This window comes from Pseudomonas sp. DCB_BI, from assembly GCF_026240995.1.
In the GTDB taxonomy this organism is placed as follows: domain Bacteria; phylum Pseudomonadota; class Gammaproteobacteria; order Pseudomonadales; family Pseudomonadaceae; genus Aquipseudomonas.
Map to the genome: position 1 here is coordinate 160013 of NZ_JAPFCG010000003.1, position 17749 is coordinate 177761.

Annotated in this window: 13 protein-coding genes; 8 read left to right on the forward strand and 5 right to left on the reverse strand. The window is 63.5% G+C overall.

The window, feature by feature from the left end; genetic code table 11:
- Positions 1-62: 62 nt before the first annotated feature.
- The 5 genes from OO258_RS04730 to OO258_RS04750 all read left to right on the forward strand — a co-directional run bounded on the left by OO258_RS04730 (position 63) and on the right by OO258_RS04750 (position 7130).
- On the forward strand, positions 63-2276 hold the full coding sequence (locus tag OO258_RS04730; protein WP_266029030.1) for a heavy metal translocating P-type ATPase: 2214 nt from the start codon (positions 63-65) through the stop codon (positions 2274-2276).
- A 9-nt stretch (positions 2277-2285) separates the two neighbouring features.
- Positions 2286-3155: a LysR family transcriptional regulator gene (locus OO258_RS04735; RefSeq protein ID WP_266029031.1), complete on the forward strand. Its 870-nt coding sequence runs from the start codon at positions 2286-2288 to the stop codon at positions 3153-3155.
- Between the two features lie 146 nt (positions 3156-3301).
- Positions 3302-4360, forward strand: a complete 1059-nt coding sequence (locus OO258_RS04740; RefSeq protein ID WP_266029032.1) for a putative 2-aminoethylphosphonate ABC transporter ATP-binding protein — start codon at positions 3302-3304, stop codon at positions 4358-4360.
- 1 nt (position 4361) lies between these two features.
- Positions 4362-6086, forward strand: a complete 1725-nt coding sequence (locus OO258_RS04745) for a putative 2-aminoethylphosphonate ABC transporter permease subunit (RefSeq protein WP_266029033.1) — start codon at positions 4362-4364, stop codon at positions 6084-6086.
- A gap of 18 nt (positions 6087-6104) precedes the next feature.
- Entirely contained in the window at positions 6105-7130 is a 1026-nt protein-coding gene (locus tag OO258_RS04750) for a putative 2-aminoethylphosphonate ABC transporter substrate-binding protein (RefSeq protein WP_266029034.1), read from the forward strand.
- A gap of 122 nt (positions 7131-7252) precedes the next feature.
- On the opposite strand, the gene OO258_RS04755 is transcribed toward OO258_RS04750, so the two are convergent.
- Both OO258_RS04755 and OO258_RS04760 read right to left on the reverse strand, forming a co-directional pair.
- Positions 7253-8617: a GTPase/DUF3482 domain-containing protein gene (locus OO258_RS04755; protein WP_266029035.1), complete on the reverse strand. Its 1365-nt coding sequence runs from the start codon at positions 8615-8617 to the stop codon at positions 7253-7255.
- Positions 8610-10001 carry a DUF2868 domain-containing protein gene (locus OO258_RS04760; protein ID WP_266029036.1) on the reverse strand — a complete coding sequence of 464 codons (1392 nt, stop codon included), beginning with the start codon at positions 9999-10001 and terminating at the stop codon, positions 8610-8612. The genes OO258_RS04755 and OO258_RS04760 overlap by 8 nt, the downstream gene beginning before the upstream one ends.
- A 54-nt stretch (positions 10002-10055) precedes the next feature.
- On the opposite strand from OO258_RS04760, the gene OO258_RS04765 reads away from it, so the two are divergent.
- On the forward strand, positions 10056-10571 hold the full coding sequence (locus tag OO258_RS04765; RefSeq protein ID WP_266029037.1) for a dihydrofolate reductase: 516 nt from the start codon (positions 10056-10058) through the stop codon (positions 10569-10571).
- A gap of 132 nt (positions 10572-10703) precedes the next feature.
- Here the strand turns inward: OO258_RS04765 and OO258_RS04770 are convergent, their stop codons facing one another.
- A complete protein-coding gene (locus OO258_RS04770) occupies positions 10704-12095 on the reverse strand; it encodes an L-cystine transporter (RefSeq protein ID WP_266029038.1) in 1392 nt (463 codons plus the stop codon).
- A 244-nt stretch (positions 12096-12339) separates the two neighbouring features.
- Between OO258_RS04770 and OO258_RS04775 the strand changes: the two genes are divergently transcribed.
- Positions 12340-13395, forward strand: coding sequence for a haloacid dehalogenase-like hydrolase (locus OO258_RS04775; RefSeq protein WP_266029039.1), 1056 nt, complete (start codon positions 12340-12342; stop codon positions 13393-13395).
- 95 nt (positions 13396-13490) lie between these two features.
- Here the strand turns inward: OO258_RS04775 and ilvD are convergent, their stop codons facing one another.
- Entirely contained in the window at positions 13491-15332 is a 1842-nt protein-coding gene (gene ilvD, locus OO258_RS04780; protein ID WP_060544907.1) for a dihydroxy-acid dehydratase, read from the reverse strand.
- Between the two features lie 478 nt (positions 15333-15810).
- On the opposite strand from ilvD, the gene OO258_RS04785 reads away from it, so the two are divergent.
- Positions 15811-16467: a magnesium transporter gene (locus OO258_RS04785; protein ID WP_110747139.1), complete on the forward strand. Its 657-nt coding sequence runs from the start codon at positions 15811-15813 to the stop codon at positions 16465-16467.
- Positions 16468-16526: 59 nt separating this feature from the next.
- Here OO258_RS04785 and OO258_RS04790 read toward each other — a convergent pair whose 3' ends face one another.
- Positions 16527-17723 carry a class I SAM-dependent rRNA methyltransferase gene (locus OO258_RS04790; RefSeq protein WP_110747141.1) on the reverse strand — a complete coding sequence of 399 codons (1197 nt, stop codon included), beginning with the start codon at positions 17721-17723 and terminating at the stop codon, positions 16527-16529.
- Between the last annotated feature and the right edge of the window lie 26 nt (positions 17724-17749).

Below are 17749 nucleotides of genomic sequence, written 5' to 3' on the forward strand. Positions count from 1 at the left end.
CTTGACCCTATAGTGGCTACAGGGTGTTCACTTGGCAACAGGCTCAATTTAAGGATGACCTCATGAACCAGCCTGTCAGCCACGAACACAAGCACGACCACCACGCCCACGGTTGCTGTGGCGCTGCCGCTGCGTCCGCCACCGTGCAGCTTCGCGAAAACTCCAGCAGCCATGCCCGGCTCAGCCGTTTCCGCATCGAGGCCATGGACTGCCCCACCGAACAGACCTTGATCCAGGACAAGCTGGGCAAGCTGGCGGGTATCGAACAGCTGGAATTCAACCTGATCAACCGCGTGCTGGGCGTGCGCCATACCTTGAATGGCACTGCCGATATCGAACGTGCCATCGACAGCTTGGGCATGAAGGCCGAGCCTATTGGCGCCGAGGACGACGGCAGTGCCAATGCGCCGCAACCTGGCAGAACCCGCTGGTGGCCGCTGGCATTGTCAGGTATTGCCGCGATCACCGCCGAAATCGTGCACTTTTCTGCACTCGCACCGGAGTGGATGGTGGCGGCCCTGGCGCTGGTGGCGATCCTCGGTTGCGGCCTTGGCACCTACAAGAAGGGCTGGATTGCCCTGAAAAACCGCAACCTCAACATCAACGCGCTGATGAGCATCGCCGTGACGGGTGCGGTACTGATCGGCCAGTGGCCGGAGGCGGCCATGGTGATGGTGCTGTTTACCGTTGCCGAACTGATAGAGGCACGTTCACTGGACCGCGCGCGCAATGCCATCAGTGGGCTGATGCAATTGACCCCGGACATGGCCACGGTGCAGCAGGGTGATGGCCAATGGCGCGAAGTGGAGGTGCGTGAAGTGGCCGTCGACGCGTTGGTGCGAGTGCGCCCTGGCGAGCGCATTGGCCTTGACGGTGAAGTGACCAGTGGGCAATCGAGCGTCGATCAGGCACCGATCACCGGCGAAAGCCTGCCTGTAGAGAAGGGGGTGGGCGACAAGCTGTTCGCGGGCACCATCAACCAGGCGGGGGCGCTGGAATTTCGCGTGACCGCCGCTGCCGGGCAATCGACCCTGGCGCGGATCATCAAGGCCGTCGAGCAGGCGCAAGGTGCGCGAGCGCCTACCCAGCGCTTTGTCGATCGTTTCTCGCGCATCTATACCCCGGCGGTGTTTGCCGTAGCCTTGGCGGTTGCGGTCATCCCTCCGCTGTTCATGGCCGGCGCCTGGTTCGACTGGGTTTACCGCGCATTGGTGCTGCTGGTGGTGGCTTGCCCATGCGCCCTGGTGATTTCGACCCCGGTGACCATCGTCAGCGGCCTGGCTGCTGCCGCGCGCAAAGGCATCCTGATCAAGGGCGGCGTGTACCTGGAAGGCGGCCGTCACCTGGATTACCTGGCCCTCGACAAGACCGGCACCATCACCCATGGCAAACCGGTACAGACGGATGCCAAGGTTCTGCAGCCGCTGTTCGAAGATCGGGCGCAGGCCTTGGCCGCCAGCCTGGGCGAGCGCTCGGATCACCCGGTATCCCGCGCCATTGCTCAGTTCGGCAAGGCGCAGGGCCTGGCCTTTAGCGAGGTTGACGACTTTGCGGCCTTGGCCGGGCGTGGCGTGCGCGGCACCATCGACGGAGAGGTCTACCACCTGGGCAATCATCGCCTGGTCGAGGAGCTGGGGCTGTGCTCACCTGAGCTGGAGGCCCGCCTGGATGCGCTGGAGCGTCAGGGCAAGACCGTCGTGCTGCTGCTCGACCGTTCTGGCCCGTTGGCGCTGTTCGCCGTGGCCGACACGGTCAAGGACAGCAGCCGGCAGGCCATCGCCGAGCTGCATGAGCTGGGTATCAAGACGGTCATGTTGACCGGCGACAATCCGCATACCGCCCAGGCCATCGCTGCCGTGGTGGGTATCGATCGCGCCGAAGGCAACCTGCTGCCTGCTGACAAGCTGACAAGCATTGAGGCTTTGTATGCCCGGGGCCATCGGGTGGGCATGGTCGGTGACGGCATCAACGACGCACCGGCGCTGGCCCGTGCCGAGATCGGCTTTGCCATGGCGGCGGCCGGTACCGATACAGCCATCGAAACTGCCGACGTGGCGCTGATGGACGACGACTTGCGGAAAATCCCTGCCTTCGTCAGGCTGTCGCGCCAAAGCGCGGCGATCCTCATGCAGAACATCGTTCTGGCGTTGGGCATCAAGGCGATATTCCTGGCGATCACCTTTGCCGGCATGGCCACCATGTGGATGGCGGTGTTCGCCGACATGGGCGTAAGCCTGCTGGTGGTGTTCAACGGCTTGCGCCTGTTGCGCAAATAGGGGACGTGCATGCTGAGTGCTGAGCTGAAAGCCTTCTACATGGTGGCCCGTCTGGGCAGTATCACCCTGGCGGCGAAGAAGCTTGGCCTCAGCCAGCCCACAGTGACCACGCAGATTCGCAACCTGGAGAGCCAGTACGCCGTGGAGCTGTTTTACCGCGGCGGGCGGCGCCTGGTGCTGAGCGAGGAGGGCGTGCGCCTGCTGCCGATGGTCAAGGCATTGTTGCAGCAGGAGGCCGACATCGAGTTTGAACTGCGTAACAGCGGCCAGGCTCAGGGCAGCCTGCGTATTGCGGCCACGGCGCCTTACTACATTCTTGACCTGGTGAAGATCTACCGCGAACGCCTGCCGCAGGTGGAAGTGGCGGTAGAGATCGGCAACTCGCAGCAAGTGCTGGAGATGCTCGAGGACTACCGGGTGGATATCGCCGCCTCGTCGCAATTGCTGGAAGACGCCCGGCTGGTGCGGCGGGTGCTGGGCACTGACCCGTTGGTGGTGGCTGTGCACCGCAATCATCCGCTGGCGCGTCGGCAAGCGGTGTCGATCGAGGTGGTGGCCGGGCATTGCCTGCTGATGCGCGAGAAAGGCTCGACCACGCGCAAGCTGACTGAGCAGATGTTGCAGGCGGCCGGGGTCGAGGCAGGGACTGTGCTGGAAATTGGCAGCCGCGAGTCGATCCGCGAGGCGGTACTGCGCAACATTGGCATCAGCGTGATAGCCCGGCATGAAGTGCCGCACAACCCGGAGCTGCGGGTGTTGGCGCTGGAGAATGCACCGGTGATGCACGAGTACCTGTATTGCCTGAAAGAACGACGCCAAGCCCGGTTACCGGCGGCATTTCTGGGGGTGGCGCAGGAAGTTGCAGGTTCGCATCTCTGAAAGCCCCGGCGTGACTGCCGGCGATCGTGCCCACCAAGGCCAATACAAAATCTGCCTATACCACTATCACCCGCTTTTGCCTTTACGCCACAGAACGTTCGCACAGCCTTCCTAGCATGGGCCCATCTCTTCGATGAGGCCTTGCCATGCACTCCACCACCTCCGGCGCACCGATGAAAGTGCACAATATCCACAAGCGCTTCGGTGCTTTCACTGCGCTCAACGATGTCTCGCTGGACATCGCCGCCGGCGAACTGGTGTGCCTGCTCGGCCCATCCGGCTGTGGCAAGACCACGCTGCTGCGCTGCATCGCCGGCCTGGAGCGTCAGGACCGCGGCACGCTGTATATCGGTGAGCGCGATATCTCCGAGCTGCCGCCCCAGGCGCGTGACTACGGCATCCTTTTCCAGTCCTATGCGCTGTTTCCCAACCTGACGGTCGAGGCCAACATCGCCTACGGCTTGACCGGCAGTGGCCGCGAGCAGGCCCGCCAGCGGGTGGCGGAAATGCTCGAACTGGTAGGCCTTTCCGGCAGCGAAAAGAAATACCCGGGCCAGCTTTCCGGCGGCCAGCAGCAGCGCGTGGCCCTGGCCCGGGCATTGGCGCCGGCACCTTCGCTGCTGCTGCTCGACGAGCCGATGTCGGCGCTTGACGCCCGGGTGCGTGAGCATTTGTGCAGCGAACTGCGTCAGTTGCAACGCCAGTTGGGCATTACCACGCTGATGGTGACCCACAACCAGGACGAGGCCATGCTGATGGCCGACCGCATTGCGGTGATGAACAACGGCCAGGTCGAGCAGTACGCCACCCCGCAGGAAATCTACGACCAGCCAGCCACGCCGTTCGTGGCCGAGTTCGTCGGCCAAGGCAACTGGCTGCCGTTCCAGCGCAGCGGTGACAGCCATGCCCTGGTCGGCGGCATGAACATGCGCCTGGCCCCGGACTCAGCCCAGGCCAGCAGCGGGAGGCTGTTCTGCCGCCCTGAGGCAATCACGGTCAACCCGGCGGTGGACGAAGAAAACCTGTTCCCGGCCAAGGTCCGCGAGATTACCTTCCTGGGTAACCGCTGCCGCATGAGCTTCGAGCTCAAGGCCCTGCCAGGCCACTCCCTGATGGCCGAGCTGTCCCCCGAGGCAATGCCGCGCCTGGGCTCGCAGGATATCTGGGTGGCGCTGCCGCCGCAGAGCCTGCAGGTGTTTGCCTGAGATGGCCGCGCCAATGTCCCTGCCGCTGAGCCAGGCCAAAGCCACGCCGCGTGCTGGCGTCGCCCTGGGTGACCAGTTGTTCGTCGTCGGCGGCAAGAGTCTGCTGCTGATTCTTCTGGTGCTGGCGGTGTTGCTGCCGCTGTTGGCGATCTTCTGGCGAGGCTTAAGTGCTGAAGCAGGGCAGGGCGGTGGCCTGCTGGCGGCCCGTGAATTGTTCGCCAGCGACACCTTCCACTGGTTGCTCGGCAACAGCCTGTCGGTGGCACTCACCGTCGCGGCCATCGTGGTGCCGCTGGCCTACCTGTTTGCCTATGCCCTGCAACGTACGCTGATCCCGGCCAAAGGCCTGTGGCGGGGGATATCGCTGCTGCCGCTGCTGGCACCGTCGATGCTGCCGGCCATTGCCCTGGTCTATTTGTTCGGCAACCAGGGGCTGTTGCGTGGTTTGTTCAGCGACAACATCTACGGCTTCTGGGGCATCGTGCTGGGCGAGGCCATCTACACCTTCCCGCATGCGCTGATGATCCTGCTGTCGGCGCTGTCGCTAGCGGATGCCCGGCTGTTCGATGCAGCTTCCAGCATGGGTGCCGGGCCAGGCCGGGCGTTCACCAGCATTACCTGGCCAGCCACACGCCAGGCGGTGTTCGCCGCATTCTGCCTGGTCTTCACCCTGACCATCACCGATTTCGGGGTCCCGGTTGTGGTCGGTGGCGACTATCAGGTGCTGGCACTGGAAGCCTACAAGGCGGTGGTCGGCCAGCAACAGTTCGGGCGTGGTGCGCTGATCGGCATGGTGCTGTTGATCCCGGCACTGTTCAGCTTCAGCGTCGATGCCTGGCTGCGTCGGCGCCAGGGCGAGGCCATGAGCGGACGCGCCCAGGTGTTCGAGCCCAAGCCGTCGCGCGGCCGCGATGCCTGCTTCCTGGCGATTGTGCTGCTGGTGTGTGCGGCGCTGCTGCTGGTGATTGGCATGGCCGTGTATTCCTCGCTGGTCACCTTCTGGCCCTACAACCTGTCATTGTCGCTGCGCCATTACCTGTTCGAGGACACCGCAGACGGCGGCTGGCTGGCTTATCGCAACAGCGTGACCATGGCAATCTGCACCGCGCTGATCGGCAGTATCCTGATCTTCACCGGTGCCTACCTGATGGAGAAGACCCAAGGCCAGCGGCTGCTCAACCAGGCATTGCGCCTGCTCAGCTTCATCCCCATGGCCGTGCCTGGGCTGGTGCTGGGGCTGGGTTACGTTTTCTTCTTCAACCTCAACGGTAATCCGTTGCATGTGCTGTACGGCGGCATGGGGCTTTTGGTGGTGTGCACCGTCGCCCACTACCTGACAACCGCGCAGATGACCGCAACCACCGCGCTGCGCCAGCTCGACGGCGAGTTCGAGGCCGCCGCCCTGTCGCTGAAGGCGCCGTTGTACAAGCATTTTTTGCGGGTGACCGTGCCGATCTGCCTGCCGGCCCTGCTGGACATCATCCGCTACCTGTTCGTCTCGGCGATGACCACCGTGTCGGCAGCGATTTTCCTGTATAGCCCCGACACCCTCCTGGCTGCCGTTGCCGTGCTGAACATGGACGACGCCGGCAACGTTGGGGGGGCCGCAGCCATGTCCACCTTGATCCTGCTGACCAGTGCCGGCGCTTCACTGCTGCTGGCCGCAGCCTCACGCGGCCTGTTGCGCCGCTCCCAAGCCTGGCGCCAACGCGCCGCGACCGTCTGACCTGTAAGGAATCTACCCATGTACAAGCACCTTGCACTTGCCGCTGCCGTTTCCGCCGTGTTCAGCCTGCAGGCGTCGGCCGCCGATACCCAGCTGACGGTCTACACCGCGCTGGAAGCCGAACAGCTGAAGACCTACAAGCAGGCCTTCGAGAAGGCCAACCCGGATATCGAGATCAAGTGGGTACGTGATTCCACCGGTATCATCACCGCCAAGCTACTGGCAGAAAAAGAGCGCCCGCAGGCCGATGCGGTGTGGGGCCTGGCGGCATCCAGCCTGGCCATCCTTGACCAGGGCGGCATGCTCGAAGCCTATGCACCCAAGGACTTGGGCAAGATCGCGCCCAATTACCGCGATGCTGCCAACCCGCCGGCCTGGGTCGGTATGGACGTCTGGGCCGCGACCATCTGCTTCAACACCATCGAGGCCGAAAAGCAGGGCTTGAGCAAGCCGGTGAGCTGGCAGGACCTGACCAAGCCCGAGTACAAGGGCAAGATCGTCATGCCCAACCCGGCCTCATCGGGTACCGGCTTCCTGGATGTAAGTGCCTGGTTGCAGACCTTTGGCGAGCCGCAGGGTTGGGCGTACATGGATGCGCTGCACCAGAACATCGGCCAGTACGTACACTCGGGTTCCAAGCCGTGCAAGCTGGCGGCGGCGGGCGAGTTCCCGATCGGTATTTCGTTCGAATACCCGGCCGTGCAGCTCAAGCGCCAGGGTGCGCCGCTGGATATCGTGCTCCCCAAGGAAGGCCTGGGTTGGGAGATCGAGGCGACTGCCGTGATCAAAGGGTCGCCCAAGGCGGATGCGGCCAAGCGCCTGGCGGATTTCTCGGCCAGCCCGGCGGCCATGGAGTTGTACAAGGAAAACTTCGCGGTATTGGCTGCGCCGGGGGTTGCCAAGCCACAGACCGAGTTGCCGGCGGACTATGAGCAGCGGTTGATCAAGAATGACTTTGCCTGGGCCTCGAAGAACCGTGACCAGATTCTGGCCGAGTGGCGCAAGCGCTATGACGGCAAGTCGGAGAAGGTGGCAGCGCAGTGATAGGGTGAGGGCTGGTATGTGTCGGCCTTGAGGTTTTTGTCGCCTGTGAGATCGAGCGCCGCCCGTGCGGCGCTCGATCTCACAGGTGACACCTCCTTCAAGGCATGCACCTCGCATCCCCCTCAAATCTGCGCAACCAGTGCCTCCAGCTGTTCCTGCCGCTCAGCCTGATTCAGCTTCGCCCCAGGATTCAGGGTGGACCACTGCGGATGCGCCCGCGCCTTGACCAGCGCCTCTGGCAACTTGCCCTCGCGCCAGGTCTTTTCATCCAGCTCACCCAGCCTGATGCTGTCCTGCGCCGCATGCCCACGGCTATCCAGCGCCACCATCAACTGCTGCTGACGCAACGCCAGCAAGCGCAATACGGTGTCGTCAACGGTCAGTTCCCGCTTGCCCTTGAGCTTGCCCATCAACCGCGCGCCATAATTGCGTGCTGTTTGCAGCGCGCCACCGGCTATTGCCCCCGCCAGCGCTGCCGCACCCAAGGTAAGCCCCCCAACCAGCAGATCGACCCCGGCCCCGGCCGCAGCCCCCGCTGCCACGCCGCTGCCCAGGCGCACGCCCAGCAGTTTCAAGGTCTCGGGATTGAACAGGTCGTCGCCCCAGCGGCCATCCAGCAATGGCAGGTCGTTGGCATGAGCATCCTCGCGGCGGAAGGCATACAGCTTGAGCAAGGCTTCGACGCAACGCTGTTCACGTTGGCGAATGTCCTGGCGCAACGCTTCGATGGCCCGGGCTTCGGCAACTGGCTCGGCCTCGACGCTACGCCGGCAGGCGGCGCAGTCCAGCAACAGCTCGGCAATCAGGCGCTTGCCGCTGTGCTGGCGGGCCAGGCGCTGCGCCTGCTGGTCGTCGATCAGCCGCTGCAGCGCCGGGCGGGCGTTTTCCAGCAGCAGGGCCAGGCTTTCGTACAAGCGGCGCTCGCCATCCTCTGGCGGGGCCACGCTGTCGAACCGCACCAATGCGTGAAGCCCAAGCCGGGCAAGGGCTTCACGCCATTGCGGCTCGCGGTGCTGGTGGCTGGCGACGAAGTTGAGCACCGGTAACAATGGCTTGCCGCAACTGGCCAGCACTTCCAGTTCGTCACGATACTTGGCCAGCACCGGCTCGCGCGCATCGATCACATACAAGCCGGCATCGCTGGCCAGCAACTGGCGCAGCACTTTGGCCTCCTGTTCGAATCGCTGGCGCGCTTCGCTGCCCTGCAAAAAACGCTCGAGACGGGCCGGACCGTCCAGGCGCTCGCCCGGGCGCTCCAGGCGTTCAAGGTAGTCGAGCAGGGCAATGGCGTCCTCCAGGCCCGGCGTGTCGTAAAGCTCCAGCAAGGGTTCGCCGTCCACCGAAAGCCGCGCGCCTTCGACATGGCGAGTGGTACTGGGGCGGTGGGATACTTCGCCAAAGCCGACGTCACGGGTCAGGGTGCGCAGCAGCGAGGTCTTGCCGACGTTGGTGTGGCCGACCACGGCCAGTTTCAGTGGCTCAGTCATGGCCATGCTCCAGCCAGGTCAACGGTGAGGTGTCGGCATGCTGCAGACCAAGCCGGTCGAGGGCTTCGTGCCAGTCACCAAGGCGCTGGGCATCGAGCGCCTGGCCAGGTGCTGCCTGCAGCAGCCAGATACGGGTAGCCCCGGCATTACGTGCCAGCTCGGCGAGCAGCGCCAGGCTGCCGCGGTCGGGCGAGCGGCGTGGGTCGCAGGCGATGGCCAGGCGTGCCGGCGGGAAGCGACTGAGCTGCTCCAACAGCCGGTTGCGTGATTCGCGGCTGTCGAGCACGCCGGCATCGGTCACGCTTTTGGGCAAGGCGGGCGGCCATGGACGTTGGTCGTCCAGCTCCAGGCCGACCAGCAGGGCACCGCTGCTACCACCTTCCAGCTGGCCTGCGGCAAACTGCGGCAAGGCTTGCGGGGCGGCGTCCTGCACCCCGATGCGCTCGCTGCGCGGCATCAGCGCTTCGCGCAGTTGTGCGTAACCGGGCAGGCTCAGGTCCAGCGTGAGGCGCTGACGGCCTTGGCGCCAACGCCAACAGCACAGCCCGGCCAGCAGCAGGCGTGGCAGCAGGCCGTACACCAGCACCACGCCTAGCAGCCAGCTGGCCCAGGGCTGACGCGCCAGGTCGAGGGCCGGCATGCTGTCGCCGCTGGCGCGAATCATGGCTACATCGGGCACTGCAAAGCCCAGCAGCGAGGGCACGGCCCCCAGCACCTGGGTCAGGTGAATGAACGGGTCGGCAGCGAGCAGGGTGGTTTCCCAGACAAAGCCATAGCGCCGAGTGGCCAGCAGGGCCAGCAGCATGCCCAGCGCGCACAGCATCGCCAGCAGCCACAGGGCATGCACCAGCAGGCCGAGCAGCCAGCGGTTCAGGCGCTGGCGTTGCAACAGCACCAACAGCGCTGGTGCCAAGTGCGCAGCCTTGGCATCGCGGGCAAAGCGCTCGCTCAGCCACAGCCACAGGCGGCCCAGCCCCGCGCCATGCTCGCCGCTCAGGGCAAAGCCGATGGACCAGCCCAGCAGTGTCAGCAGGTTCAGCCCGAGCAGGCTGCCCAGTGCCCAGAATACGTTGACCGGGCGCTGGCCGTCGCCGAGGGCGGCCAGTGCCAGGCCGGCGCCGCTGAGCACGGCGAGCAGCAGCAAAGCCAGCAGCGCCAGGCGTGCGCCCTGCTTCCAGTGGCGCAGGGCGGTGGTGATGCCGTCCCGCTCTGCCAGGAACAGCGCCCGGCTTTCGATGCGTGTCGCCAAGTCGCCGCCGAGCTGGCGCGCATGGCGGTTGGCTTCCTGGTCTTCCAGCAGGCCGGCATGTTCCTCGCGCAGGCGGACCGCTTCGGTGAGCCAGCGCTTGTCCAGTGATGTCGGTGCAGTCACAAGGTCTTCCATTGCACAGGTCAGGGCAGAAGCATAACCCACACGGCCGGTGCTATCCTCGCTGGCATGAATACATCACTCCCCCTCAGCCTGATCGCGGCTCACGCCGAGAACCGCGTGATCGGCATCGACAATTCCATGCCCTGGCACCTGCCGGGGGACTTCAAGTACTTCAAGGCGACCACCCTGGGCAAGCCGATCATCATGGGGCGCAAGACCTGGGACTCGCTGGGGCGGCCGCTGCCCGGGCGGTTGAACATCGTGGTCAGCCGCCAGGTAGGGCTGCAGCTCGAGGGTGCCGAGGTGTTCGGCTCGTTGGAAGACGCGCTGGTGCGCGCTGAGCAGTGGGCGCGTGAGAAAGGCGTCGACGAGCTGATGCTGATAGGCGGCGCGCAGCTGTATGGGCAGGCGCTGGAGCAGGGCCTGGTCAGCCGCATGTACCTGACGCGGGTGGAATTGGCGCCAGAGGGGGATGCGTGGTTCCCGGCGTTTGATGAAGGGCAGTGGAGGCTGACTTCTAGCGAGGCACAGGCTGAGGCAGGTAAGCCGGCTTATCACTTCGAGGTTTGGGACAAGGTTTGAGGTTGTCGGGGCCAGCTTTGCAGCCCTGCGCGGCTAAACCCGCTATTACAGACGACTGCTGGCTGTTCAAATTTTGAGCAAGACCCGAAGTGCCTTGTCGCGTAAGGGGCGCAACGCGCCCCTGGCGAGCTGTCAGGTATGGCTCAGCTCGGCATGCTCATCGCCGGCCAGCACTGCCTTGTCAGTTTCTTTCAGCAGTTGGCTGGTCACCACGCCCGCCGTCATCGAACCGTTGACGTTCAGCGCCGTACGGCCCATGTCGATCAGCGGCTCCACCGAAATCAGCAACGCCACCAACTCCACCGGCAGGCCCATGGCCGGCAGCACGATCAGCGCGGCGAAGGTGGCGCCGCCGCCGACCCCGGCAACCCCTGCCGAACTCAGCGTGACGATGGCCACCAGGGTGGCGATCCACAGTGGGTCGAAGGTATCGATGCCCACCGCTGGCGCGACCATCACCGCCAACATGGCAGGATAGAGACCGGCGCAGCCGTTTTGGCCGATGGTGGTGCCGAACGAGGCGCTGAAGCTGGCGATCGACTGCGGCACACCGAGGCGACGGGTTTGGGCTTCGATGTTCAGCGGGATGCTGGCAGCGCTGGAGCGGCTGGTGAAGGCAAAGGTCAGCACCGGCCACACCTTGCGGAAGAAGCGCAGTGGGCTCACGCCGGTAGCGGCGAGGATTAGGGCATGTACCACGAACATCAGCGCCAGGCCCAGGTATGACACCACCACGAAGCTGCCAAGCTTGAGAATGTCTTCCATGTTCGAGCTGGCCACCACCTTGGTCATCAGCGCCAGAACGCCATACGGGGTCAGCTTCATCACTACCCGCACCAGGCGCATCACCCAGGCCTGCAGGGTGTCGATGGCCGCCAGCGCACGCTCGCCTTTCTCGGCATCGTCCTTGATCAGCTGCAGTGCAGCCAGGCCGATGAACACGGCGAAGATCACCACGCTGATGATCGAGGTCGGTTTGGCCCTGGCCAAGTCGCCTACCGGGTTGCTGGGGATGAACGACAGCAGCAGTTGCGGGATGTTGAGGTCGGCGACCTTGCCTGCGTAGTCGCTGTGGATAACTTGCATGCGTGCGCTTTCCTGGGCGCCGGCTACCAGCCCCTCGGCGCTGAGGCCGAACAGGTTGGTCAGCACGATGCCGATCAGTGCGGCAATGGCGGTGGTCAGCAGCAGCGTACCGATGCTCAGCACGCTGATGCGGCCCAGCGACGAAGCGTTGTGCAGGCGTGCCACGGCACTGAGGATCGAGGCGAAGATCAGCGGCATGACGATCATCTGCAACAGGCCGACGTAGCCGTTGCCCACCAGGTCGAGCCAACCGATGGTGGCCTTGAGCACCGGGTGCCCAGCGCCATAGAGGGTATGCAGGACCAGGCCAAAGACCACGCCCAGCAGCAGGCCAAGCAGCACCTTCTTGGCCAGGCTCCAGTCTGTGTGGCGGGTTTGTGCCAGGCCTAGCAACAGGGCCAGGAACGCCAGCAGGTTAAGTGACAGCGGCAGGTTCATTGAAGCTCCAGCAGAAAAAAGCAGAAATGGCATCGCCTCTGCGAGCGATTCCGAACGGAAATGCTAACAGCCTGAAAACAAACGAATTTATACCCAAATGGAATTTGCATAGTCGTTTATGGAATAACGATGTGTCGCAGATTGCAATAAACACGGCGTTTGCTGGTGCATGGAGGTCGTTATCAAGGGTTGTCGATAGAGATTGTTGCACTAGCGTTTCTGGGTCATTTCAGGAGATTCGCACATGAAAGTCGCTGTGAAAGCCGCCGCCATCGGCCTGTCCCTGCTGTTCAGTATCGAAACCTTCGCCACCGAGCTGAAGCATTGGCCGGCCGAGGCCGCCAAGCAGCTAGACAGCATGATTGCCGCCAACGCCCATAAAGGTAACTACGCGGTGTTCGACATGGACAACACCAGTTACCGCTATGACCTGGAAGAAGCCTTGCTTCCGTTCATGGAAAACAAGGGCCTGCTGAGCCGCGACAAGCTCGACCCTTCGTTGAAGCTGATGCCGTTCAAGGACACTGCCGAGCACAAGGAAAGCCTGTTCAGTTACTACTACCGGTTGTGCGAGATCGACGACATGGTTTGCTACCCGTGGGTGGCCCAGGTGTTTTCCGGCTTTACCCTCAAGGAGCTCAAGGTGCAAGTGGATGAACTGATGGCTTTGACCAAGCCGATCCCCAGCACCTATTACGAAGGCGACCAGATCAAGGCTATCGAGGTCCAGCCGCCCAAGGTCTTCAAGGGCCAGGCCGAGCTCTACAACAAGCTGATGGAGAACGGCATCGAGGTCTACGTGATCTCTGCTGCCTCCGAAGAGTTGGTGCGCATGGTCGCGTCAGATCCCAGGTACGGCTACAACGTGAAGCCGCAGAACGTGATTGGCGTGAGTCTGCTACTCAAGGACCGCGCCAGCGGCCAGCTGACCACTGCGCGCAAGCAGATCGGCGCTGGGCACTACGATGCCAAGGCTAACGAGGGCCTGGAGCTGACCCCTTACCTGTGGACCCCGGCCACCTGGATGGCGGGCAAGCAGGCGGCGATCCTTACCTACATCGATGAATGGAAGAAACCGGTGCTGGTGTGCGGCGACACCCCGACCAGCGATGGCTATATGCAGTTTCATGGCGTGGATGTGGGCAAAGGCGGCATCCACCTGTGGATAAACCGCAAGGCCAAGTACATGGACCAGTTGAACGGGATGATTGCCAAAAACGCGGCGGCACAGGCCAAGGAAGGATTGCCGGTGACTGCGGACAAGAACTGGGTGATCGTGACGCCGGAGCAGATACAGTAGTTGATGTGTTCCTGTGCTGACTTCTGCGGGGACACGGGCATAAAAAAACCGGCGCTCAAGGCGCCGGTTCTTGTTTCAGGCAGGCCTAACGTGCTTTACAGCCCTTCAAGCATCGCCTTGTTACGTACTGCACCCTTGTCGGCACTGGTCGCCAGCAGGGCATAAGCCTTCAGTGCGGTAGTCACCTTGCGTGGGCGTACTTCTGCCGGTTTCCAGCCTTTCTTGTCCTGCTCGACGCGACGTTCGGCAAGCTCTTCGTCGCTGACCAGCAGGTTGATCGAACGGTTCGGAATGTCGATCAGCACCTTGTCGCCGTCACGTACCAGGCCGATCGCGCCGCCTGCAGCAGCTTCTGGCGAGGCGTGGCCGATCGACAGGCCCGAGGTACCGCCCGAGAAGCGGCCGTCGGTGAGCAGGGCACAAGCCTTGCCCAGTCCCTTGGACTTCAGGTACGAGGTCGGGTAGAGCATTTCCTGCATGCCCGGGCCACCTTTCGGGCCTTCGTAGCGGATGATCACGATGTCGCCGGCCTTCACTTCATCAGCGAGGATGCCACGCACGGCGCTGTCCTGGCTCTCGAAGATCTTTGCGGTGCCTTCGAACACGTGAATCGACTCGTCGACACCGGCGGTTTTCACAACGCAGCCATCCAGGGCGATGTTGCCGTACAGCACGGCCAGCCCGCCTTCTTGCGAGTAGGCGTGCTCAAAGCTGCGGATGCAGCCGTTTTCACGGTCGTCATCCAGGGTCTCCCAGCGGGTCGACTGGCTGAATGCGGTCTGAGTCGGGATACCGGCAGGGCCGGCTTTGAAGAAGGTGTGCACGGCTTCGTCATCGGTCTGGGTGATATCCCATTTGGCGATGGCTTCTTCCATGCTGCGGCTGTGCACGGTCGGCAGGTCGGTGTGCAGCAGGCCGCCGCGGGCCAGCGAACCGAGGATGCTGAAGATGCCGCCGGCGCGGTGCACGTCTTCCATGTGGTACTTCTGGATGTTCGGCGCCACTTTGCACAGCTGCGGCACTTTGCGCGACAGGCGGTCGATATCGCGCAGGTCGAACGCCACTTCACCTTCCTGTGCCGCTGCCAGCAGGTGCAGGATGGTGTTGGTCGAACCGCCCATGGCGATGTCGAGCATCATGGCGTTCTCGAACGCCTTGAAGTTGGCGATGCTGCGTGGCAGGACCGACTCGTCGTTCTCGCCGTAGTAGCGCTTGCACAGCTCGACGATGGTGCGGCCGGCCGTGAGGAACAGCTGCTCGCGGTCGGCGTGGGTGGCCAGGGTCGAACCGTTGCCCGGCAGGGCCAGGCCCAGGGCTTCGGTCAGGCAGTTCATCGAGTTGGCGGTAAACATGCCGGAGCACGAACCGCAGGTCGGGCAGGCACTGCGCTCGTATTCAGCGACCTTCTCGTCGGAGGCCGTGGAGTCGGCCGCGATGACCATGGCATCGACCAGGTCCAGGCCGTGGCTGGCCAGTTTGGTCTTGCCGGCTTCCATCGGGCCGCCAGAAACGAAGATCACCGGGATGTTCAGGCGCAAGGCGGCCATCAGCATGCCGGGGGTGATCTTGTCGCAGTTGGAGATACAGACGATGGCGTCGGCGCAGTGGGCGTTGACCATGTATTCCACGGCGTCGGCAATGATCTCGCGGCTTGGCAGCGAGTACAGCATGCCGTCGTGGCCCATGGCGATACCGTCGTCGACCGCGATGGTGTTGAATTCCTTGGCCACGCCACCGGCGCGTTCGATTTCGCGGGCGACCAGCTGGCCCAAGTCCTTCAGGTGCACGTGGCCCGGAACGAACTGGGTGAACGAGTTGGCGATGGCGATGATCGGTTTCTTGAAGTCTTCGTCCTTCATCCCGGTTGCGCGCCACAGGGCACGGGCGCCGGCCATGTTGCGGCCTTGGGTGGAAGTCTTGGAACGATAATCAGGCATGAAACACTCCTGGCGGCTTAATCAGGTCACAAAAAGGGGAGTGAGCTTCTCTTGTCCTTTGTGCCGCAGGCCGGTTGCCACTGGCACGGATGGGGCCGAAGACCGCGCGGGATCGCCGCGTGCTTGGCCAGAGCTCATAAACCCGCCGGGGATGACTGGCGATGAATAGGCCGATTCTACACCGCTGGCGCGGCGAGGGAATGAAGATGTGCCTGGGCGGTGACTTTGGCCTGTTGGCCGGTACTTGTAGGACGCTTCCGAAACGGGGTGCAAGGGGCTGACCAGCCCACTCCGAACGCCTATTATCCGGCCGCCGCATGTGCGGTATCACGAGACACATCCTCAATGGACCTTCCCAGTTACCGGTTCTACCCGAACCTGCAATCTGGCACTGAGCGCGCCGCCGCCAGGGCTGCCGAAGGCTTGAGCCCGCAAGGCTGAAGTCTGTAGGCGCCTGCGTTGGCGCCTGGAGAACTTCATGCAACATCAAATCGATAAAAACATCCTTCAGCCGGACACCCTGGCAGCCCTCGAAACCCAGCGGCGCGAGGTGACCGAGGACTTCCACAAAGGCGCGTCGATCACGAACCACGTTGGCAACCTGCGGGATGCGACACTGGGGCTGCTGTACCGCAAGCGAGTGCTATGGCTGGTGTTGCTGGTGTTCGGCAACCTGTTTTCGGGGGCGGGTATTGCCGCCTTCGAAGAAACCATCGCCGCACACATTGCCCTGGTGTTCTTCCTGCCGTTGCTGGTGGACAGCGGCGGCAATGCCGGTGCCCAGTCGGCAACGCTGATGGTGCGCGGGCTGGCGACAGGCGAGGTGTTCATGCGCGACTGGTGTCGCATGCTGGGTCGCGAATTCGGGGTGGCCCTGGCGCTGGGCTGCACCATGGCATTGGCGGTAGCGTTTCTGGGAGTACTCCGCGGAGGCCCGCAAATTGCCCTGATCGTCGCCAGCAGCATGGTCGTGATCGTGCTGGTCGGCAGCCTGATCGGCATGAGCCTGCCGTTCCTGCTAAGCCGTTTCAAGCTGGACCCTGCCACCGCCAGCGGGCCGCTGATCACGTCGATTGCTGATGCGGCAGGGGTGCTGGTGTACTTCGGCATTGCGACGCAGGTGCTGGATATCTGATGCGGTTCTGAACGGGCTTCACCGGCCATTGGGGGCGGTGAAGCCCGTACATCGCTGTATCAGCTGTTTGGCAGCAAGCGGCAGGTGATGCTCTTGATGTAGCGGGTCTCGGCGATGGCCGGGTGAACCGGGTGGTCAGGGCCCTGACCGCCGCGCTCGAGCAACTGCATGTTGCGGTCCAGGTGACGGGCGCTGGTCAGCAGAATGTTGTGCAGGTCGTCCTCGGGCAGGTGCATCGAGCACGAGGCGCTGACCAGGATGCCATCCTTGCTCAGCATGCGCATGGCCTGTTCGTTCAGGCGGCGGTAGGCCGCTTCGCCGTTTTTCAGGTCTTTTTTGCGCTTGATGAAGGCGGGTGGGTCGGCAATGATCACGTCGAAGCGCTCTTCGGCAGCCTTGAGCTCGCGCAGGGCCTCGAATACATCGCCTTCGATGCAGGTGAGCTTCTCGCTGATGCCGTTCAGCGCGGCGTTACGCTCCACACCATCCAGGGCAAAGCCCGAAGCATCGACGCAGAATACTTCGCTGGCGCCGAATGCGCCGGCCTGCACGCCCCAGCCACCGATGTAGCTGAACAGGTCGAGTACACGCTTGCCCTTCACGTAGGGGGCCAGGCGCGCACGGTTCATGCGGTGGTCGTAGAACCAGCCAGTCTTCTGGCCTTCACGAACCGGGGCTTCGAACTTGACACCGTTTTCTTCCAGCGGCACCCAGTCTGGCACTTCGCCGTAGACGGTCTCGACATAGCGCTGCAGGCCCTCGGCGTCACGGGCGGCGGAGTCGTTCTTGAACAGGATGCCGCTTGGCTTGAGCACTTGCACCAGGGCAGCGATCACGTCGTCCTTGTGCGCTTCCATGGTGGCCGATGCCAGCTGTACCACGAGAATGTCGAAGAATCGATCGACCACCAGCCCAGGCAGCAGGTCGGAATCGCCGTAGACCAGGCGGTAGCAAGGCTGGTCGAACAGGCGCTCGCGCAGCGAAAGGGCGACGTTCAGGCGGTGTACCAGCAGCGACTTGTCCAGTGGCAGCTTGATATCGCGCGACAGCAGCCGGGCGCAGATCAGGTTGTTCGGGCTAAGGGCGACGATGCCCAGTGGCTTGCCGTTGGCTGCCTCGAGAATGGCCTGCTGGCCGGCCTGGAAGCCTTGCAGTGGGGTCGCGCTTACATCGACTTCGTTGCTGTAGACCCACAGGTGGCCGGCGCGCAGGCGGCGGTCGGCATTGGCTTTGAGGCGAAGGCTGGGCAGGGACATGACGTCGCTCCGGGAAAAAGAGCGGG